This is a genomic window from Stenotrophomonas sp. HMSC10F07 (genome assembly GCF_001807895.1).
Classification (GTDB): domain Bacteria; phylum Pseudomonadota; class Gammaproteobacteria; order Xanthomonadales; family Xanthomonadaceae; genus Stenotrophomonas; species Stenotrophomonas sepilia.
This window is the reverse complement of record NZ_KV791339.1, coordinates 53,257-71,677: the sequence shown is the minus strand read 5'-3', so window position 1 is coordinate 71,677 and position 18,421 is coordinate 53,257. Positions and strand designations below refer to the sequence as shown.

General features: G+C 66.0%; 18 protein-coding genes. 12 read left to right on the top strand and 6 right to left on the bottom strand.

Annotated elements, in window-relative coordinates; genetic code table 11:
* The first annotated feature begins 33 nt into the window (after window positions 1–33).
* Window positions 34–1,395: a serine hydrolase domain-containing protein gene (locus HMPREF3114_RS03430; protein ID WP_070489059.1), complete on the top strand. Its 1,362-nt coding sequence runs from the start codon at window positions 34–36 to the stop codon at window positions 1,393–1,395.
* A gap of 16 nt (window positions 1,396–1,411) precedes the next feature.
* On the opposite strand, the gene HMPREF3114_RS03425 is transcribed toward HMPREF3114_RS03430, so the two are convergent.
* Complete coding sequence (locus HMPREF3114_RS03425) at window positions 1,412–1,804, bottom strand: DUF3037 domain-containing protein (protein ID WP_053497318.1); 393 nt, start codon at window positions 1,802–1,804, stop codon at window positions 1,412–1,414.
* Window positions 1,782–2,558 carry a HipA family kinase gene (locus HMPREF3114_RS03420; protein WP_070489056.1) on the bottom strand — a complete coding sequence of 259 codons (777 nt, stop codon included), beginning with the start codon at window positions 2,556–2,558 and terminating at the stop codon, window positions 1,782–1,784. Before HMPREF3114_RS03420 ends, HMPREF3114_RS03425 begins: the two co-directional genes overlap by 23 nt.
* A gap of 456 nt (window positions 2,559–3,014) precedes the next feature.
* On the opposite strand from HMPREF3114_RS03420, the gene HMPREF3114_RS03415 reads away from it, so the two are divergent.
* The 4 genes from HMPREF3114_RS03415 (at window position 3,015) to HMPREF3114_RS03400 (ending at window position 7,526) form a co-directional block, all read left to right on the top strand.
* On the top strand, window positions 3,015–3,344 hold the full coding sequence (locus HMPREF3114_RS03415; protein ID WP_053497315.1) for a hypothetical protein: 330 nt from the start codon (window positions 3,015–3,017) through the stop codon (window positions 3,342–3,344).
* 168 nt (window positions 3,345–3,512) lie between these two features.
* A complete protein-coding gene (locus HMPREF3114_RS03410; RefSeq protein ID WP_070489053.1) occupies window positions 3,513–5,975 on the top strand; it encodes a S9 family peptidase in 2,463 nt (820 codons plus the stop codon).
* A gap of 192 nt (window positions 5,976–6,167) precedes the next feature.
* Complete coding sequence (locus HMPREF3114_RS03405; RefSeq protein WP_256337622.1) at window positions 6,168–6,932, top strand: hypothetical protein; 765 nt, start codon at window positions 6,168–6,170, stop codon at window positions 6,930–6,932.
* Between the two features lie 273 nt (window positions 6,933–7,205).
* The gene (locus HMPREF3114_RS03400) at window positions 7,206–7,526 is read left to right on the top strand and encodes a hypothetical protein (protein ID WP_070489048.1); all 321 of its coding nucleotides are present in this window, start codon (window positions 7,206–7,208) and stop codon (window positions 7,524–7,526) included.
* A 13-nt stretch (window positions 7,527–7,539) separates the two neighbouring features.
* Here the strand turns inward: HMPREF3114_RS03400 and HMPREF3114_RS03395 are convergent, their stop codons facing one another.
* Window positions 7,540–8,523, bottom strand: a complete 984-nt coding sequence (locus HMPREF3114_RS03395) for a hypothetical protein (protein WP_070489092.1) — start codon at window positions 8,521–8,523, stop codon at window positions 7,540–7,542.
* A 138-nt stretch (window positions 8,524–8,661) separates the two neighbouring features.
* Between HMPREF3114_RS03395 and HMPREF3114_RS03390 the strand changes: the two genes are divergently transcribed.
* From HMPREF3114_RS03390 to HMPREF3114_RS03380, 3 genes are all read left to right on the top strand, one after another.
* On the top strand, window positions 8,662–9,627 hold the full coding sequence (locus HMPREF3114_RS03390) for a DUF2268 domain-containing putative Zn-dependent protease (RefSeq protein WP_053497308.1): 966 nt from the start codon (window positions 8,662–8,664) through the stop codon (window positions 9,625–9,627).
* Window positions 9,628–9,676: 49 nt separating this feature from the next.
* Window positions 9,677–10,501, top strand: coding sequence for an SGNH/GDSL hydrolase family protein (locus tag HMPREF3114_RS03385; RefSeq protein WP_070489044.1), 825 nt, complete (start codon window positions 9,677–9,679; stop codon window positions 10,499–10,501).
* A 99-nt stretch (window positions 10,502–10,600) separates the two neighbouring features.
* A complete protein-coding gene (locus tag HMPREF3114_RS03380) occupies window positions 10,601–11,275 on the top strand; it encodes a hypothetical protein (protein ID WP_053497301.1) in 675 nt (224 codons plus the stop codon).
* A 3-nt stretch (window positions 11,276–11,278) separates the two neighbouring features.
* On the opposite strand, the gene HMPREF3114_RS03375 is transcribed toward HMPREF3114_RS03380, so the two are convergent.
* Entirely contained in the window at window positions 11,279–11,824 is a 546-nt protein-coding gene (locus HMPREF3114_RS03375) for a thioesterase family protein (protein ID WP_053497299.1), read from the bottom strand.
* 69 nt (window positions 11,825–11,893) lie between these two features.
* Between HMPREF3114_RS03375 and HMPREF3114_RS03370 the strand changes: the two genes are divergently transcribed.
* From HMPREF3114_RS03370 to HMPREF3114_RS03355, 4 genes are all read left to right on the top strand, one after another.
* The gene (locus HMPREF3114_RS03370; RefSeq protein WP_005417331.1) at window positions 11,894–12,469 is read left to right on the top strand and encodes a TetR/AcrR family transcriptional regulator; all 576 of its coding nucleotides are present in this window, start codon (window positions 11,894–11,896) and stop codon (window positions 12,467–12,469) included.
* A 53-nt stretch (window positions 12,470–12,522) separates the two neighbouring features.
* On the top strand, window positions 12,523–12,906 hold the full coding sequence (locus tag HMPREF3114_RS03365) for a nuclear transport factor 2 family protein (RefSeq protein WP_070489041.1): 384 nt from the start codon (window positions 12,523–12,525) through the stop codon (window positions 12,904–12,906).
* A gap of 198 nt (window positions 12,907–13,104) precedes the next feature.
* A complete protein-coding gene (locus HMPREF3114_RS03360) occupies window positions 13,105–13,839 on the top strand; it encodes a hypothetical protein (protein WP_070489038.1) in 735 nt (244 codons plus the stop codon).
* A 195-nt stretch (window positions 13,840–14,034) separates the two neighbouring features.
* The gene (locus HMPREF3114_RS03355) at window positions 14,035–14,553 is read left to right on the top strand and encodes a hypothetical protein (RefSeq protein WP_070489035.1); all 519 of its coding nucleotides are present in this window, start codon (window positions 14,035–14,037) and stop codon (window positions 14,551–14,553) included.
* A 46-nt stretch (window positions 14,554–14,599) separates the two neighbouring features.
* Here the strand turns inward: HMPREF3114_RS03355 and HMPREF3114_RS03350 are convergent, their stop codons facing one another.
* Both HMPREF3114_RS03350 and HMPREF3114_RS03345 read right to left on the bottom strand, forming a co-directional pair.
* Window positions 14,600–16,711 carry a TonB-dependent receptor family protein gene (locus HMPREF3114_RS03350; RefSeq protein ID WP_070489032.1) on the bottom strand — a complete coding sequence of 704 codons (2,112 nt, stop codon included), beginning with the start codon at window positions 16,709–16,711 and terminating at the stop codon, window positions 14,600–14,602.
* Between the two features lie 194 nt (window positions 16,712–16,905).
* Complete coding sequence (locus HMPREF3114_RS03345; RefSeq protein WP_053497291.1) at window positions 16,906–18,342, bottom strand: serine hydrolase domain-containing protein; 1,437 nt, start codon at window positions 18,340–18,342, stop codon at window positions 16,906–16,908.
* Window positions 18,343–18,421: the final 79 nt, after the last annotated feature.

The following is an 18,421-nucleotide window of genomic DNA, read 5'->3' as shown; positions in this document are numbered from 1 at the left end:
GATGCGTCCAGGGATAACCGCGAAGGAGCTGCCATGAAGGCTGTTGGACGCCTGCTTCTCTGCAATGTACTGGCCTGTTCGGTGTTGATGAGCCTTTCGGCTTTTCCGGCAGTGGGCGCACCTTCCAGCGAGCGTGCACATCCGCGTGCGCAGGATGCCATCGATGACTGGCTTGCGGCCTTCAATGCAGGCAGTCTCGATGCGTTGCAGACGTTCGCTGACAGGTATGCGAAGAAGGAAGGCAGCGGTCCCGGGGACTATCTCGAGTTCCGCGAGAGCACCGGCCCGCTGCGCGTACTGGAAACGATCGAGCGCACGCCCGGCCAAGCGAAGCTGCTGGTGATGGGGCAGCTGAGCGAACGTGCGATGTGGGTGACGGCGGTCATGGACCCGATCAATCCGTCGCACCTGAAGCAGTTCCAGATCGAGGGCACTGAAACGCCGGACAAGTACAAGCCGGCACGGGTTGCATTGCCTGCCCTGATGGCCGATGCCGCAGCGAAACTGGAGGCGCTGCGGGCGCAGGATGCGCTGTCCGGTGCGTTGCAGGTGGCACGGGATACGCAGTTCCGCCTCGCGTCCTCCAACAAGATGTTCACTGCCGTGGCCATCCTGCAGCTGATGCAGACCGGCAGGCTCAGTCTCGATGACACGATCGGCAAGCACTTGCAGGACTATCCGAACAAGGCCGTCGCCAACAGCGTGACCGTGCGCGAGTTGCTGTCACATACCAGTGGCCTGGGCGACTTCTTTGGCGATGATTTCGAACAGTATTCCGCGTCCCTGAAGACGCTGGATGACTACGTGCAGCGCTTCGCCAAGGATGCGCCGCAGTTCACGCCAGGCAGCCAGGACAGCTACTCCAACTATGGCTTCATCGTATTGGGACGCATCATCGAGGCGGTATCGGGGCAGTCGTACTACGCATATTTGGAGGAGCACATCCTGCACCCGGTGGGCATGACCGGCACCGGCTTCGAGCCGGAAACAGTGAGCGTTCCAAAGCGTGCCGTCGCTTACACGAAGCACGATGGGCAATGGGTCCGTGAAACGAAGTCGCTGCCCTGGCGCGGCATGTCGGCCGGTGGTGGCTACAGCACAGTGGCCGACATGGTGAAATTCGCCGAGGCACTGCAAAGCGGAAAGCTGGTTTCACCTGCGTTGCTGCAGCAGGCCACTACGGCGCAGAACCACAAGGGCTGGTATGGCTTTGGTTTCGTGGTGCAGGGCGAGGGCAGGGAGCATCAGTACGGCCACGAAGGCGGTGCGCCCGGATCGAACAGTGCCATCGTGGTGCTGCCGGCGCAGGGCTATGTGATCGTTGGCCTGGCCAATGTCGATCCGGATGCGATCGGTAATGTGGTCAACTACATCGCGCGAAGGTTGCCACTGTGAACGCGGTAGGTGCCGTTCATTCCGGTACCCGCACCATCTTCGTCATCAAGTGTTCCACCACACCCGCTGGGTCCGCAGTGCGGCCGACATGCGTGCTCGACATCTGCACAATCGAGCTGCGCTTGGCGGTGAGGAAGTGAAAGCGGGCGCGCGCGGGCAGCTGTGCGATTGGTCCGGCGCTGGCGTCGCCGCGGCAGATGGCCACGATCGCATCCAGCCATGGCTGCAACGCGTCCTGGTCCAGCGCCGGAGCGAACGCGCGCAGGCGTGCCGGATCGATCTCGATGGCCGCTTCCAGATGGCGTGCGCCGGGGCAGGACACGATCACCCCGACGTTGATGAATTCCTCGCGTTCCACCCGCGGTACCACGCGGATGACCGCGTAGTCATACGTGTGCAGCGTGGGCACGGATGGCCTCCTGCACGAACACCGCATGCACTTTCAGGCGATGCTTGAGATAGTCGATGTAGCCCTGGCGATAGGCCTGCGGGCTGTCGAATGCCGGCTCGTTGACCAGCCAGCTGTCCGGCACCAGGCCGACGATGCGCTCGATCTCGGCATCGGTCAGGCGCGCGGCCAGCTCGGCATCCACCTCGGCGATGCGGCTGGCGAACGACAGCAGCACATGGTCGCGGATCAGCACGAAGGGCTTCTCGCAGGCATCGCCGGCATTGGCCCAGTCGTGATGGAAGTACATCGCCGCGCCGTGATCGATCAGGTACAGCTTTCGATGCCACACCATCAGGTTGGGATTGCGCGTGGTGCGATCGACATTGCTGGTGAACGCATCGAACCAGACGATGCGCGAGGCCAGGTCGGCATCCACCGGCATCGCTGCCGGGTCGTAGTTGATCGCGCCGGGCAGGTAGTCCAGGCCCAGGTTGAGGCCCTCGCTGGCGCGGATCAGCTCCTGGATCTCCGGGTCGGGCTCGGTGCGGGCGAACTCGCGGTCCAGCTCGACGAACAGGATCTCCGGAATCGGCAGGCCCAGCGTACGGGCCATCTCGCCGGCGATCAGCTCGGCGATCAGCGCCTTCGGGCCTTGGCCGGCGCCACGGAACTTCAGCACGGCCATGCCGTCGTCGTCGGTCTCGACCACGGCCGGCAGGGAGCCACCTTCCCGCAAGGGGGTGATGTAGCGGAGGGCATGTACGGTGCGCATGGCCGCATTCTAGCGTGGCGTCCGGTGCAGGCGTGCCGCGGCAGGGTGGGCGGCAGCTTAATGAACGGGTACCGCGCGAACCACCTTGTACAGGTCGCCTGCAATCTTCACTTGTTCCTTCCGCGCAGAGTGGCAACATTCGTTCCAACGGAGCAACACACCCGCGTGTGACCTTCAACAGGAGGCCCTCATGCCGCTACAGTGCAGCTGTCACGCTTCACCGTGTATGCAACGCAACGCGTGGTGTTGACCTTGACCTGACACGGTCACGCCATCGGCGCAGATGGCCGTCCCCCACAGTTCCAGACACCTTCCGCCCATCGCGCCCCGGCGTTGCCCGGTTGCTCCTGCGATCCAGCTACTTGCGCCCCAAGAGAGATCCCTGCGTTGCCGTCGACGCTGGCAACGTGGGGCCGCCGAATCCACGCTATCCCCACAGGCTTTGGAGGTGCTCCGATGAACGACGAATTCAATCCCATTCTGCCCCCACTGGACGATGCGAAGGCCGAGGAAATGATCGGCAAGGTCGTGCTGGTGGGTGTCACCCGCTATGGTGGCGACGGCCAGGTGCAGGGTCTGGAGCAGTACGCGGGCACCGTGCTGCGCATCAGTGCCGACGAAGGCGTGGTGCTGGCCGACGAGGACGATGGCCATGAGCGCTACCTGCCGCCCATGCTCGACCAGTACCAGCGGGCCGAGCCAGGCGAATACCGCATGCGGAACAGTGGCATGATCGTGGTCGACCCCGATTACCTGACGGCCTGGGATCTGCACGCCCAGCAGTGATGACAGACCACGCCTGGCAGATGCCGGCCCATCGCCGGCCTCTCCGGGCGTGTCCCACTTTGCCCCGTCCGGCCACTAGCCCTTCCGGCCCATTCACCCCAACCCCTGCGGTGCTAGATTCGGGTCCATGCCCGAATCCGGGTACCCATTCACACCCAGGGGATAAGGATGCTGATCCGTCGAACCTCTCTGGCGGCGGCTGTTGCCGTTGCCACCTTTGGCCTGCTGGCCGCTGGCCCGGCCTTCGCTGATTACGCGAAGCCGCCGGAACACCTGCTCAAGGTGCTGAAGGCGCCGCCGCCGCCGGCACCGAACGTGGCCCCGGGCGGCCAACGCCTGCTGCTGACCACCGCGCAGACCTATCCGTCGATCAGCCGCGTGGCCCAGCCCTACCTGAAGCTGGCTGGTGTGCGCCTGGAGCCGAAGAACCGCAGCCGCCATGACACCCCCGGTGGCTATGGCATCCCGGCCTGCGTGGCCGACTTCACCCTGGTCGACATCGGCAGTGGCAAGGAGACCAAGGTCAACCTGCCGCAAGGCTGTGCCACCGGCGCGCTGTGGTCGGCCGATGGCAGCCACTTCGCCTTCCAGAATGCGGTCGATACCAGCGTGCAGCTGTGGGTGGGCGATGCCGCCACCGGCCAGGTGAAGCAGGTGCCGAACGTGCAGTTGAACCCGATCTTCGGTAACACCGTGCAGTGGCTGGGCGGCAGCCAGAACCTGCTGGTGAAGCTGGTGCCGGCCAACCAGGGCCCGGCGCCGTCCAACGGTGGCGTGCCGACCGGCCCGGATGCGCAGGAGTCGCTGGGCAGCAGCGGCGAGAGCAGCACCTACGAAGCCCGCGATACGCTGACCAGCGTGCATGACGAAAAGCTGTTCGCCTACTACGGTGCCTCGCAGCTGGCCGTGGTCGATACCGTCGCCAACAGCGTGCGTCCGGTCGGCCAGCCGGCACTGTTCAACGACGTCAGTGCCGCACCCGATGGCGTGCACGTGCTGACCGAATCGATCAAGGGACCGTATTCGCACGCGGTGACCTACCAGCGCTTCGCCAACGACGTGGCCGTGCTGGATATCGCCAGCGGCAAGTCCACGCCGATCGCCAGCCTGCCGCTGGCCGACCGCGTGCCGGTGCACGGTGTGCCGGAAGGCCCGCGCGGTTTCGACTGGCGTGCTACCGATCCGGCCACCCTGGTCTATGCCGAAGCGCTGGACAAGGGCGACTGGAAGGTCAGCGTGCCGCATCGCGATCGGGTACTGATGCTGAAGGCACCGTTCAACGGCAAGCCGGTCGAGATCGCCCGCACCGCACAACGCTTCGAAGGCTTCGCATGGACCGCCGATCCGGCCGTGGCGTTCCAGTTCGAGAACGACGAGAACCGCCACTGGATGCAGACCCGCATCGTCGATGTGGATCAGCCGAAGAAGGAAGGCCGCCTGCTGTGGGACATGTCCAGCGATGAGCTGTACGGCAACCCCGGCAACCTGGTATTCACCCGCCTGCCGAATGGCGCGCAGGTCGTGCGCCGGGAGGGCGATCACGTGTTCCTGAGCGGCCGTGGCGCCTCGCCGCAGGGCGACCGTCCGTTCCTCGACCGCCTCGACCTGGGCACGCTGAAGAGCGAGCGCCTGTTCCGCAGCAGCACCGATGCCTATGAACAGTTCCTCGGTTTCAGCAACACGGCGGGCCGCTACCTGACCTGGCACCAGTCGGTGATCGATCCGCCGAATGCCTTCATCCGCCAGCAGGGTGAGGCGGTGGCCGATGCGAAGACCGGCGAGGCGCAGTTCGCGTCCACCGCGACCGCGCTGACCAAGCTGGTCGACCCGACTCCGGAAGTGCGCCAGATCAAGAAGCAGCTGGTGACCTACAAGCGTGCTGATGGCGTGGACCTGTCGTTCACCCTGTACACGCCGCCGGGCTACAAGGAAGGCCAGCGTGTGCCGGCGATCCTGTACGCCTACCCGGCCGACTTCGCCAACGCCGCGCAGGCGGGGCAGGTGTCCGGTTCGCAGCAGACCTTCACCCGCCTGCAGCCGTACCGCCTGATGCTGCTGGCCGGCTACGCGATCATCGACAACGCCTCGTTCCCGATCGTAGGTGACCCGAAGAACGCCTACGACACCTACCTGGAGCAGCTGGAAGCTGACGCCAAGGCGGCGGTGGACAAGGCGGTGGACATGGGCGTGGTCGATCGCAACCGCATCGGCGTGACCGGCCACAGCCATGGCGGCCTGATGACCGCCAACCTGATCGCCCATACCAATCTGTTCAAGGCCGGTGTGGCGACCAGCGGTTCGTACAACAAGACCTTTACGCCGTTCGGCTTCCAGAACGAGCGTCGCTCGGTGTGGCAGGCGCAGGACGTGTACCTGAAAGCCTCGCCGTTCTTCTATGCCGACAAGATCAAGCTGCCGCTGCTGCTGGTCCACGGCGAGGACGACGCCAACCCCGGCACCGAGCCATTCCAGTCGCGCAAGCTGTACCAGGCGATCCGCGGCAACGGTGGTACCACGCGTCTGGTGATGCTGCCGAACGAGCCGCACTGGTACACCGCGCTGGAATCGAACGAGCAGCTGGTATCGGAAATGCTGAACTGGTTCGACACCTACGTGAAGAACGCCAAGTGAAGAACGCCAAGGCCGCCTCCGGGCGGCCTTGGCGTATCGGAGGAGGGAGGCAGACCCTGCACGTTGAATTCATTGCACATTGACAGAGAGTCAGCTCCTTTCGGATGATCGCAGCGTCAGGCAGCATCCAGGAGCGGCATGCGGGATCGGGAGCGATGGATTGTCATGGACGGCCCGGCACGGAGGGCATTGATGGTCGTCCTGCTTGTGTCACTGGCCGGTTGCGGACGCAGTGAAGCCGAGCGGGCCAAGGAAAGGTTGACGGGGGTCATCGGTGGTACTGCACTGAATGCCAGAGCCCAGGCGGTCTGGATCTGGGAGCTCGATCGGGAAGCTGATAGCCAAGGCATCACGCCATGCGGGCCGACCCTGCGCAGTGCAACCTTCCAGTTGCGCTGGCCCGAGATGGCTCCTCGTACGAAAGCCAACCGCGACGATTACAACACCCATCACTCCGGTGGAACGGGTGATTCACAGTGGATCGAGATTGGGATGTCTCAAGGGGGACCGGGGGAGATCGTTTCGTTGCAGGGAACGCGGGAGCGTGCGCTCGGTCGTGATCCGGCATGGGGGATGCCATACCAGGTTTCGTTCGAGTTCGGATGGGATGAGACCTTGGGACTTGAGATGGCACGGCCCAGCGTTTCCGAGCCCAAGAGCTACAATTGGAATCGGATCAATTACTCCGATACCTTCGCGATCGGGGCAACGCCCAACGTGCTGATTCGTTGCATGACCGGGCCGCAGTACCGACCTCCGCACTGGACGCCGCTCTGCGAGGCGACGCTGGAAGATGCCAATCTGAAGCAGGTCCACCTGAGCATCAGGTATCGTCAGAACCTGCTGCCACACTGGCGCGATATCGAGCGTGATGTCCGCCAGTTCCTGCGGAGCGTCCAGAGGGAATGCCCGATGCCGGGCCACGGGCCTGGCATCGCAGCTGGTACAACGGCTTGATCGCCTGTTTCGGCCTGCCTGCATTGCGCGGCGGTCCGTGATGCGGCAGGAGCCGGGCAGGAAGGTGCAGAGGCTGCGCAGCTGGCTGCCTGGGTACCGGTGCGGCGGGTGGCACGCGAGGCCCCGTGGCAGTTCTCAACAGCACTTGATTGATCCGAGGCGTGACCTCGTGTCATTGGCCGTTGCGATTGCGTAACCGTATGTGATGCGGGTGCCATGTCGCGCGGAAGCTGCGATACGCTGCAGGTCTGCTGTCCGCCATGGGTTTCACCAATGAAGTCCAAACTTGTTGCCGCAGTGTTGGTGCTGGTGATGTCGCCGAGCCTGCACGCCCAGTCACTTCCGTCGGAACTGGCACAGTTGGGCATCGTCGCCGGCATGCCCTATGCCAAGGCCAAGCGCCTGCTGGATGCGGCAGGATGGTTGGCGAGTCCCGCACAGGGCGCGCCCGAGTCACTCGAGGGCTTTCCGGAAGTGGGATGCCAGAAGGGCGCCAAGCAATGCGCAACAACCTTCGAAAAGGGCGGTCAGCAGATCGCGGTGCGGCTGGGCACTACCCTGGCAGGGCAGCCGTTCGTGCAGGGCGTGGACTGAGCGCTCATTGCGTTCAGGCCAGCGGTAACCGGTCCTGCGCGTGCGACAGCCGATCGTGCAGCTCGCGCACATGCTCGGCCTTGGCATGCACCCGGGAGGTATCGCCGAAGCTGCGCAGGTAGGTGCACGCGGCAAAGCCGGCACTCTTCTTTTCGTACTCGGCAATCCAGGCCAGTCGATCCGGATTGTTGGCCTGTTCGGCTGACCACGCGGCCACCGGCGGCCGGATGCGGTACTTCAGGCCGACGCGCCACGGCTTCGGTGTCAGTCGCGCACGGAAACAATGCTGCAGCCGGCACATGCGCGCGTACAGGGTGTCGGTGCCCAGTGCCTTGAAGAATGCCTGGAGCTGCTCGTCCTCCGGTGAGAACGTGGCATGCATCGCCAGCATGCGCAGCCCGGCGGGTGTGCGGTAGGCACGCAGGTGCCAATCGGGATGCTGTTCGCTGAAGGCGTCCACGCGTTTCAGCGCAAGCCCTTCAGCACCGCCGGCGGCGGCCAGGCGCTGCTTCCGCCGCATCAGCAGTGTCGCGTTGACCAGCAGCACTGCCGCCACGCCCAGTACCAGGCCCACCAGCCAGTGCCAGAGCAGGGTGCCGATGACGGCGCCGGCAAGCAGCACGATCGCAGCCACGATGGCCGGTATCACGCATCCGGCCGGTGGCTGCGCATGGTCGATGTCGGCAAACAGCACGTCGGGGCTGTTGAGGCACAACGCGCCATAGCTGTTGCGGGTGATGATGACATCGCCGTCGCGCTGCACGATCTGCTCGCGGATTGGCACACCCTCCACGCCATAGTTGCTGCGCACTTCACGACGCGGCAGCGCCTGCCCGGCGAGGATGGCATTGAGGGCTTCGTTGGCGCGGCGGTCGGCGTGGGCCTGGGCCTGGGCAGGACCCTCATCGGACCAGCCGAAGCGGCGTACGACCACCGGCCGGCCACGGAAACGGGCCTGCAGGCGGGCTTCGGCCCAGTACGCGGGAACGATCATCATCGTGCGGTGCTCCATCATCCATGGCAGGTGCCTGAGTGAGTCTGGCACAGCCCCGAAGGGCCTGCATGTGCCCGCTGCGGTGGCCGGGGCGGAGTGATAGATTGCGCGCTTCGCATGCACTCCACCAAGGACGGAGCGATGTCCAGCTTCCTGCGTTGCCTGCTTGCCCTGGCCTGTGCCGGGGCGGTCGGCGTGGCGTCGGCGGGTACCCCGCCGGGGCCGCAGATCCTCACCACCGATGCCAGCCGCTTCTACGCGCTCTACGACAGCACCGGCGGCAAGCCCAGCGTCGCTCAGCTGGCCGGTTACCTGGCCGAAGGCAGTCCGGGCCTGAGTGAACTGGCGAAGGCGCGCCGGGTCACGCCCGAACGCATGGCCGAAGCCATTGCCAGCCAGCCCGGAGTGTATGCGCAGGGCCGCAGCTGCCTGGCGGAGCTGCCGGCGGTGAAGCAGCGCCTGGTGCAGGTGTTCGGCAACCTGCAGGCGATCTATCCGCAGGCCGCGTTTCCTCCGGTGACCCTCGCGGTCGGCCGTGGTCGGCCGGTCGGGTTGACCTCGAAGAGTGGGGTGATCATCGGCCTGGAAGCGCTGTGTGCAGCCGATTTCATGAATCCCAACGTGCAGGACCGTTTCGTGCACGTGATCGCGCACGAGTACGTGCACATCCAGCAGACCGGCCTGACCGATTTCGAGCCTGGCGACCCGCATGCGACGGTGCTGCGTGTTTCGCTGGGCGAAGGCATCGCCGAATTCATCGCCGAATTGATTTCCGGCAACGTCGGCAACAGTCGCCATGCGGCATGGACGCGCGGCCGCGAGGTCCACATTGAAAGCGCCTTTGCGCTGGATGTGGACAGTACCGATCTGTCGCCGTGGCTGTACAACTACAAGCCCGGTTCGCAGGAGCCCTATGACCTCGGGTACTGGGTGGGCTACCGCATCGCCAAGGCCTATTACCTGCAGGCCAAGGACAAGCGCGATGCAGTGCGTGCGCTGATCCAGCAGGACAACCCGAAGGCAATCCTGGCTGCCAGTGGCTGGACGCCCGGCATGTGGATGCCGGCCAAGGTGACCGGCGTGGCCGCGCGGTCGGCGGCGCGGTAAGCGCGGGGCCGCGCGCTAGACTGGCCCGGACATTCAAGGGAGAGACCCCATGCGTTCCTTGTCCGGCGGCCTGGCCGCAGTTGCCATCGGTATCGCGCTGAGCGCCCACGGGGTGGCGGCCGAGATGCCCGCGATCAACCCTTTGCTGCTGGAGCCTGTCGAAAGCCTGCGCGCGGACGAAGTGCGCTTCATGCAGCAGCGCCTGGCCGATTGGCCGCAACTGCAGCGTTATCGCGACGCCAACGCGCGACTGCCTGCCGCTGTACCGGGGCAACCACGCGTGGTGTTCTACGGTGATTCCATCACCGAAGGCTGGGGCAGGGAAGGCAGCGCATCGTTCTTTCCCGGCAAGGGCTGGCTCAACCGCGGCATCAGTGGCCAGACCACGGCGCAGATGCTGGTGCGGTTCCCGCAGGACGTGCTGGCCCTGAAGCCACAGGTGGTGGTGATCCTGGCCGGCACCAACGACATTGCCGGCAACACCGGCCCGTCCACGCAGGCGATGATTGAAGACAACCTGCACGCGATGGTGGACCTGGCACGCGCACATGGCATCACCGTGGTACTGGCATCGGTGCTGCCGGTCAGCGATTACCCGTGGTTGCCGGGCACGGCACCTGCTCCCAAGGTGCGCGCATTGAACGCGGCATTGAAGCGCTATGCCTATGCGAAGCAGCTGATCTATCTGGACTACTACACGCCGATGACCAATGCCGCCGGAGGGCTGGATCCGCAGCTGGCCGAGGATGGCGTGCATCCCACGGCGAAGGGCTATGCGGTGATGGCGCCGCTGGCGGAGGCTGCAATCAGGCGCGCAATGGCGCCGGACTATGCACAGCACCCGCAATGCACAGCGTCCAGCCCGTCGAGGTAAAATGGCCCCGGAGCTGGCCACGCAGCGTGGCCGCCAGGGACGATGGGGTGGGTGATGCGGAAGGGAATCCAGGGATGGCTGCGTCGCAGCGGCGCAACGATGGCACTGCTGCTGGCGGCCGTGCCGGCGTTCAGTGCAGACACGGCGGCGCCTTCGCCGCTGACGCGTGAGCCGGTGGCCGGAGTTTCACTGGCCGAATGGACCGCCCGCTGGTGGCGCTGGGCCGACGCCCAGGGCGGCGCGCCCTATCTCGACCCGGATGGCCGTGTATGCGATGTGGGCCAGGAAGGCCCGGTCTGGAACCTGGCCGGCACCAATGGCCGTTTCCGGCCACATCGCGAATGCGTGGTGCCGGCGGGCAAGTACCTGTTGCTGCCGATCATCAACATGGCGCACTACCAGGTGGATGAGACTGTGCCCTGCAAGGAGCTGCAGGCGGGGGCGGCGGTCAACAACGATTATCTGATCAGTGCAGTGGTGCTGCTGGATGGCCAACCCCTGGGCGACATGCGCATGCATCGGGTGCGCAGTGAAGGCTGCTTCCGCATGGATGACGATGACGCAGACTCACGGCTGGCCGCCGCCGACGGCTACTGGGTGATGCTCAAGCCGTTGCCGCCAGGCCGGCATACCCTCAGCGTGGGCGCCAACTACGGCGTGCCGGAGGGTGGCGCGTACAGCCGCATGCGGCAGTCCTTCGAGTACGTGCTGCACGTGGGAGGGCGCACCCAGGTCGTATCGCGCAAACACGCGGTGCCGCTGGCCGCCCCCTGACGCTCAGGCATCGTCCTGCTTCAACGCTGCATCGGCCGCCAGCAACGCTTCGGCGGCCGCACCGAGCGGCGGCGAGGGCGGGGCAACCACACCGATCGCTTCCATCATCTTCGGCATGCCCAGGAACTGGCGCGCGCGGCGGTCGTAGATGCCGGTGACCAGCAACGCGCGCGTGGCGATCTTCTGCTCGGCACCGATCAGCACGCGCTGCTCCATGATGCCGCGCGAGCCGACCCAGCCCACCAGTCGTGTTTCCAGGGTGAAGCGCTGGAACGGCTTCAATTCGCGGCGGAACTGGATGGTGCCGGCGCCGACGATCGGCGCCCATTTCTCGCGCAGCGCCACCCGGCCCAGACCCATGCGCAGGATCAGGTCCAGCCGGCCCAGGTCGAAGATGTTCCAGTAGCGGCCGTTGGTCATGTGCAGGTTGCTGTCCAGGTCGTTGGGCAGCACCCGGAACTGCAGCCGCGAGACCCCGAACGGGGCCTCCAGTTTCGGCCGGAACAGGCTGCACAGCAGCAGGTGGAGCAGACGGAACCAGAGATTCATGGCTATGACGACTGTTATAGAATCGCCGGTACGCTAATCTATGACGACTGTCTTAGCAAGGAGACCGCCGTGAGCCCGCGACCGTCCGATGCCCCACAGCGCGTGATCGATGCCGCGGCGCAGATGCTGGCGCGGGTGGGCCTCAATGCCACCAGCATCCGCGAAGTGACCAAGCTGGCCGAGGCGCCATTGGGCTCCACCTACCATCACTTTCCCGGCGGCAAGCAGGAGCTGCTGGCGCGCGCCACCCACATGGCCGGCGACAAGGTGGAGGCGCTGCTGGTGGAGCTGTTGAAGGATGGGGCGGTACAGGGCCTGCAGCAGTTCCTTGCGATGTGGCGCGAGCGTCTGCTGCGCTCCGGGTTCCGCGCTGGCTGCCCGGTGCTGGCCGCTGCCGTGGAGGAGCCGGTGGAGGCGACACCCAGCCAACCCCGCGCGGCGGCCGCCGAGGTGTTCGCACGCTGGCACGGCCACCTCGCCTCGGCATTCGTCGCCGAAGGACACGCCCCGCCAGCAGCGGCTGAGCTGGCCAGCCTGGTGATCGCCAGCGTGGAGGGGGCGGTGGCGATGTGCCGTGCGCTGCAGGACATCGCCCCGTTCGATCAGGTGGCCGCGCAGCTGCTGAAGGCGGCCACGCGGCCTTGATCGGCCGGTGCCGACAGGCCAGACTCGCCAGCAGCCCACGACTGGATGCCGCCATGGACGAATCGCACCATCGTCAGTTGATCGAGCACTACCTGCAGGCCTACAACCGCTTCGATATCGACGCCATGCTGGCGGTGCTGGCGCACAACGTACGCTTCGAGAACCACAGCGGCGGCCAGCTGACGATGGTCACCGAAGGCGTCGATGCCTTTGGCGAACTGGCACGCCAGTCTGCGCGCCTGTTCCGGGAGCGCGAACAGCGCTTGCTGGCGCTGGTGTTCGATGGTGATCGGGCGACGGCGACGATTGGCTGGCGCGGCGTGTTCGCACAGGATGTTCCCGATGGACCGCGTGCGGGCACTGAGCTGGAACTGCAGGGCCAGAGCGAGTTCGTGTTCGCGGGTGACCGCATCGAACGGATCGTTGATCGCAGCTGAGGAACGGCCGCTTGGAACCGCCGTCTGGACAGCGGAGCTGCCCGCGGTAGAATCCGCCCAACACCGCCTACGCGTGCCCGGCAAGGATGTCCGCATGCAGCATCAGGTTCCCGAGGTCCCTGGCCGCGATGCCTCCTGCCCCCTGGCGGCGGCGTGAAGCGCTCGCGCCATTTTTCACGCAGTTCACTGACATTGCCGATGAACCGCGGCAGCGAAGTCGTGCGTGCGCGCCGGCACCTGCAGCAGCGTGGTTGGCCACGCCTGCAGATGGCGCTGATCGTCGCCCTGACCGGCGCTGCAGGCTTTCTTGCCTCGCACCTGCTGCGCCTGGCCGGTATCGACGCGATGTGGTTTCGCTACCCGATGGCCGTCGTGCTGGCCTACGGCGTGTTCCTGCTGCTGATGTGGATCTGGATCCGCTGGCGTTGGGACAACGTACTGGATGGCCTGTCGCCGGATGTGGGCGGTGGCAGCCCATCCCCTCGCGGCAGTGCCGTGGAATCACCGTGGAGCGGCGCCGGCGGCCGTTCCGGCGGTGGCGGTGCGTCGGCCTCGTGGAACGAGCCGGCATCGGCGAGCAGTGGCGACGCCGGAGAGCTGCCGTTGGCCGGGCTCGCTGAAGACGAAGCGGGCTTGCCGTTGCTGGCCATCCTCGGCATCGTCGCGCTGGTGGCGACCGTCCTGCTGGCCAGCGTGTGGGTGGTGTGGTCGGCGCCGGTGCTGATGGCCGAACTGCTCGTGGACGCGGCGATCGCCGGCGGCCTGTACCGGCGCATGCAGGGCATGCACGAGCAGGGATGGTGGCGGGTATGCGTGTCGCACACGGTCTGGCCGCTGATCGGCCTGTTGCTGTTCTTCGCGGTGCTGGGCTGGCTTGCTCAGGAACTCGTGCCGGGTGCGAGCCACCTGCTGCAGGTCATCCAGGGGCTGTAATGCGGTTGCTTCCTTCATATGGCCCGGTCCCGACCTGTTTTCAGCCGCCCTGAACAGTGGGCTATGATCGCGGTCGCCGAGGATTCGTGTCCTGGCGGTTTCACCTATCCGGAGCTTGTCGTACTGCATCGGGAACCGGGGCGCTGGATGGCCGAACGCCCATTGAGACACACAACCACTGACGAGGAAGAGCGCATGGATGTCGCTGCACGCAGGAACAGGACGTTGTTTCGTTGGATCATGGTGACGCTGCTGGCGGTGTTGTTGCCGTTTGCAGCACTGGCGCAGCCGGCAGCCGGGCAGGGCGATGGCGCTGAAGCCGGCACTGCCGCGGAAGAGGCGCAATGCCGCGCCTGCGCCTATGAGCGCATTGGACCGAAGGTTGATATCGGCCTGGTGGCACTGGTGTCGCTGCTGGTGGTGGGTCTGCTGGTAGCGGTGTCCCGCGAGTGGGGAACCACCTCGCAGCGCTGGACCTGCCGCACGCTGGCCCTGCTGTTGGTGGGCATCGGCCTGGCGTTGTTGTGGTGGGCTGGCAGCGTCGTCTACCTGGGCTACAACCCGTGGCAGGAGCCGCTCGCACCCGGCGGCGGCTCGCTCGGTTCGACGCTGCTGAGTACGTCGCCGAAGTGGCTGGCGGCACTGGTGCTGGTCGGCTTCGCGCCTTCCATCTGGAAGCGCAGCGAGCGCCTGCCGCCCTGGCGTATCGGCTGACCCTGGAACGACGGCGCCGGATCGCACCCGGCGCCGCCTGCAGCAATCACTCAAAGCGCCAGCGCACGCCCGCGTAGACGCCGCGGCCTTCGCCCGGCGTCGAACGCGCGACATCCTTGCCGGCGTCGTCATAGCCCGGCGTGACCGTAGCGGCGTAGCGGCGATTGCCTAGGTTGCGCATCTCCGCCCAGGCCTGCCAGCGGCCACCGGGTGCGTCGTAGCCGATGCGGCTGCCGAAGATCACATGGCTGTCGGCCCAGTAGCTGTTGGCGTAGTCCACCGCGATGCGCGAGGCGTATTCGGTGTTCAGTGCCGCGTACAGGCCGGATGCATGATCGAAGCGCAGCTCGGCCTGGTAGGCGTGGCGCGGCAGGCCGGGCAGGCGGTTGCTGCCGAAACGTGCATCGTGGCGGTAGCGGAAGTCGCTGAAGGTATACGCCTGGCGCAGCGACAGGCGGCCCGGTGCAGCCTGCCACAGCGTGCTGTCCAATCCGGCCTCGATACCGCGGTGCACGGTGGGGCTGGCATTGTTCTCGGCGATGAACAGGTTCGGCAGCGGTTGCAGTTCGACGCTCAGCAGTTCGTGGTTCACGTGGGCATAGTAGCCGGTCAGTTCCCAGCGACCCAGCGCCGCATCACCGCGCGCGCCCAGTTCCAGCGTGGTGGCGGTCTGGTTCTGCATCGGCACCGGCGCGCGCTGGCGGCCGGTAGACGGGCCATTGCCCGGCCCGAAGTACTGGTTCGAGCCCCAGATCATCGACCACGGGTGCGGTGCCTCCACCGAACGGCTGAGGTTGCCGAACCACTGGGTCTGCGCGCTGTGCTGCCAGGTAAAGCCCAGTCGCGGTGCGTAGTCCCAGTCGTGGTCACGCAGGCGGCCGCCGCTGCTTGGCCAGGTCACCTGCACATCGCGACGGGTGTTGATCAGCGCCAGCCCAGCCTGCATGCGCAGGCGGTCATTGAAGGCGAGGGTATTGCCGATGTGCAGTGTGCTGTCGGTGCCGTGGTGGCGGAAGTCACGCGTGCGCGTGCCGGCAGCGTAGCCGTTGCTGGCAAAGCGCAGCGACTCGCGCACATCGGCATCCAGGTCATGGGTGACGCGCAGGCCGACCGTGGTCTCGCTGTCCAGCCCGAACAGCCGGTGGCGGTGGCGGTAGTCCAGTGTGGCGTTGAGGTTGGCGTAGTCCAGCTGCTGGCGGTACAGGCTCTCGTTCAAGTCCATCGGGTAGGTGTGGTAGACCAGCCCGGCCTGCAGCGACGAATCCTCATCAATCTGCAGCGTGGTGACATTACCCACCCAGGTGCTGCCCGGTTGCGGTCGGCGCGCATCGATGGCCAGGTTGGCCGCATTCGCGGCGTGCGGATCGTTGCGGATCTGATCGCGGGTCAGGCGGCCGGGCGTTTCGTGATTGGTTTCGCGGTAGCGCACGAAGAAGCGCGTCTGCAGGTCGGGCGTGATCTGCCAGCCGATGTTGGCCATCGCGCCCTTGCCGTCGCCGTGCGCATGGCGCTGGTAACCGTCGAACTCGGTATCGGTGTAGGCCAGGAAGTAGTCGACATCGCCGTTGACGCCGCCCCAGCTGAGGCCGCGCTTCTGGTAGCCACGGCTGCCGGCTTCGTAGTGCAGCTGCACGCCCGCCGAATCACGGCCGCTGCGGCTGACGTAGTCGATGGCACCGCCCAGCGCGAGCGCGCCGCGCTCGAAGCCGTTGGCGCCGCGCAGGACTTCCACGCGCGACAGCCACAGGGGTTCCAGCAGTTCGTAAGGCGTGCCACCTGGGCCGGTCAGCGGCAGGCCGTCGATCGACACCGCAATGCCCGAGGCATGCGCGCCCGGCCCGCGGTTGATGCCCGAGCCCCGGATCGAGATCTTCGTGCCCTCGTTGCCCGGCGACTGCGCGCTGATGCCCGGCTGGTAGGCCAGCACATCGGCATTGCTGGACAGTCGGCTGTCGGCTTTGGCCACGTCGATGACGTTGCTGGCGCCGGGTACGCGCTTCAGCGCCTCGCGCGCCTGCGCGCTGGCATCGCCAGCAGCGGTGACCTGCACCGCATCCAGCGTGGTGGTCTGCGGGACTGCAGCGGCAGTGGAGGCGAGGCCAAGGGAAACGGTCAGAGACAGCAGCGAGGGGATGGGGCGGTACGACGAGAGCGACATACGGAAATGCTGTAAACCACGAATGTGGCGCGCAAGTTAACAGGTCGACGGCGCCACGTCACCCATCGGCGGCGTATGGCCGCCCGCCGCGTTCCTGTAGAGCCGAGCCCACGCTCGGCTAATCGCGCGCAGCGCGGGTTGTCTGCCATCGCGACGAAGAGCAGCCGAGCATGGGCTCGGCTCTACAGCAGGGTTTATGGCGAGGGTTTCGTCAGCGTCTTCGACTTTGCGTAGAACTGATCAGCGGCTTCCTTCTCGCCCAATGCCGCATGACACTCGGCCAGGCTGTCCCACACATTGGCCGAATCCGGATACAGCTCGGTGTTGAGGGCGAATACCTTCAACGCCCTGCGTGCACCAAGGCTCTCGCGGATGGCATAGCCACTGGCGTTGATCGCACGTTCCAGCTCGCTGCCGGTCACCCGGTTGTTATCGCGCAACCAGCTGCGCATCGCCTGGGCAGCGCCTGCATCATCGTCCAGCGCATACGCGATCAGCCGCTCGGACAGCACCGCATGCGGAAACTCCTGCGGCGCGGCGACCGCCATCGTGCTCTCCACCAGCGTGCTGGACCAGACATTGCGGGCGCTGCCGTTGGTCAGGTACACGAACACCCAGTAGCCGTCGGCCAGCGTGTCCTTGTACGCCAGCCGCGCACGTACATGGGTGCCGCCATCATGGCCGACCTGGGTGTAGCCGTCGCTGCGGGTGGTGTCCCATCCGGTGGAGAAGAAATTGCTGCCGCCACCGCTCAGTTTCTGCGGCTGCCAGAGCTTTTCCAGGGTCTCCGTACGCACCAGCGTGCCGGTCGCCAGCGCCTGCAGGAAGCGGTTCATGTCGCCCACGGTGGTCTGCAGATCGGCATGGCCCCAGCCGTAGTCCGGCCAGGGATCTTCATTGGCAGGCTGCAGTTGGCCATCCTTGCCGATGTACGGCACCGCCGCGCGCCGGGCCGGCACGCTGGCAACGCCCCACGAGGTGCTGGCCATCTTCAATGGCTGCAGGATACGTTCGCGCGCGATGGCCGGGTAGGGCTTGCGGTAGTGCGCTTCCAGCAACGCCGTCAGCACCAGGTAGTTGGCCTGGGTGTACTGCACGCGGCTGCCGGTGGCGAACTGCATCGGTGCAGCGCCGGCCACCTTCAGCGCAGTGCCAAGGTCAGGCGCTACACCGGGGTAGCCCTTGCTCACCCAGCGGTTATCCACCCGGTTGTAGTACTCGCCGATACCCGAGCTGTGGTTGAGGAAGTCGCGCACGTGGATTGCCTGCCATGCAGTCGGCAGATCCGGCACATAGCGGCTCGCCGGCGCATCCAGATCCACCTTGCCCTGATCGACCAGTTGCATCACCAGCGTGCTGGTCAGCAGCTTGGCCATCGACTGCGCGGCGAAGATGGAATCGACGGTGGCAGGTGTGTGCGTAGCGCGATCACGTTCGCCGCTGGCGCCCTGGTACAGCACCTGGCCGTTGTGGGCGACCAGTACCGCCTGACCGGCGATGCCGTAGCGTTCGAGGTTGGCCTGCAGTTGGGCGTCGAGCTGGGTAGAGAGGCCGGCGGAGAGGTCACTCGCTGATGCGGGCGGAGCAGCGAACAGGACGCAGAGCAATGCAGCAGCAAAGGTGCGGTACATCGCGGTGATCCATCAGCGGTGATGGCGCATCTTGGCATGTAGAGCCGAGCCCATGCTCGGCTGCCTTCGGGCCAGGCAT

Excerpts from the sequence above, each read along its gene's own strand:
- HMPREF3114_RS03410 (WP_070489053.1), top strand. The coding sequence starts at position 3,513 with ATGCTGATCCGTCGAACCTCTCTGGCGGCGGCTGTTGCCGTTGCCACC.
- HMPREF3114_RS03355 (WP_070489035.1), top strand. The coding sequence starts at position 14,035 with ATGGATGTCGCTGCACGCAGGAACAGGACGTTGTTTCGTTGGATCATG.
- HMPREF3114_RS03415 (WP_053497315.1), top strand. The coding sequence starts at position 3,015 with ATGAACGACGAATTCAATCCCATTCTGCCCCCACTGGACGATGCGAAG.
- HMPREF3114_RS03365 (WP_070489041.1), top strand. The coding sequence starts at position 12,523 with ATGGACGAATCGCACCATCGTCAGTTGATCGAGCACTACCTGCAGGCC.
- HMPREF3114_RS03405 (WP_256337622.1), top strand. The coding sequence starts at position 6,168 with ATGGTCGTCCTGCTTGTGTCACTGGCCGGTTGCGGACGCAGTGAAGCC.
- HMPREF3114_RS03385 (WP_070489044.1), top strand. The coding sequence starts at position 9,677 with ATGCGTTCCTTGTCCGGCGGCCTGGCCGCAGTTGCCATCGGTATCGCG.
- HMPREF3114_RS03350 (WP_070489032.1), bottom strand. The coding sequence starts at position 16,711 with ATGTCGCTCTCGTCGTACCGCCCCATCCCCTCGCTGCTGTCTCTGACC.
- HMPREF3114_RS03375 (WP_053497299.1), bottom strand. The coding sequence starts at position 11,824 with ATGAATCTCTGGTTCCGTCTGCTCCACCTGCTGCTGTGCAGCCTGTTC.
- HMPREF3114_RS03345 (WP_053497291.1), bottom strand. The coding sequence starts at position 18,342 with ATGTACCGCACCTTTGCTGCTGCATTGCTCTGCGTCCTGTTCGCTGCT.
- HMPREF3114_RS03360 (WP_070489038.1), top strand. The coding sequence starts at position 13,105 with ATGAACCGCGGCAGCGAAGTCGTGCGTGCGCGCCGGCACCTGCAGCAG.
- HMPREF3114_RS03390 (WP_053497308.1), top strand. The coding sequence starts at position 8,662 with ATGTCCAGCTTCCTGCGTTGCCTGCTTGCCCTGGCCTGTGCCGGGGCG.
- HMPREF3114_RS03395 (WP_070489092.1), bottom strand. The coding sequence starts at position 8,523 with ATGATGATCGTTCCCGCGTACTGGGCCGAAGCCCGCCTGCAGGCCCGT.
- HMPREF3114_RS03380 (WP_053497301.1), top strand. The coding sequence starts at position 10,601 with ATGGCACTGCTGCTGGCGGCCGTGCCGGCGTTCAGTGCAGACACGGCG.
- HMPREF3114_RS03430 (WP_070489059.1), top strand. The coding sequence starts at position 34 with ATGAAGGCTGTTGGACGCCTGCTTCTCTGCAATGTACTGGCCTGTTCG.
- HMPREF3114_RS03420 (WP_070489056.1), bottom strand. The coding sequence starts at position 2,558 with ATGCGCACCGTACATGCCCTCCGCTACATCACCCCCTTGCGGGAAGGT.
- HMPREF3114_RS03400 (WP_070489048.1), top strand. The coding sequence starts at position 7,206 with ATGAAGTCCAAACTTGTTGCCGCAGTGTTGGTGCTGGTGATGTCGCCG.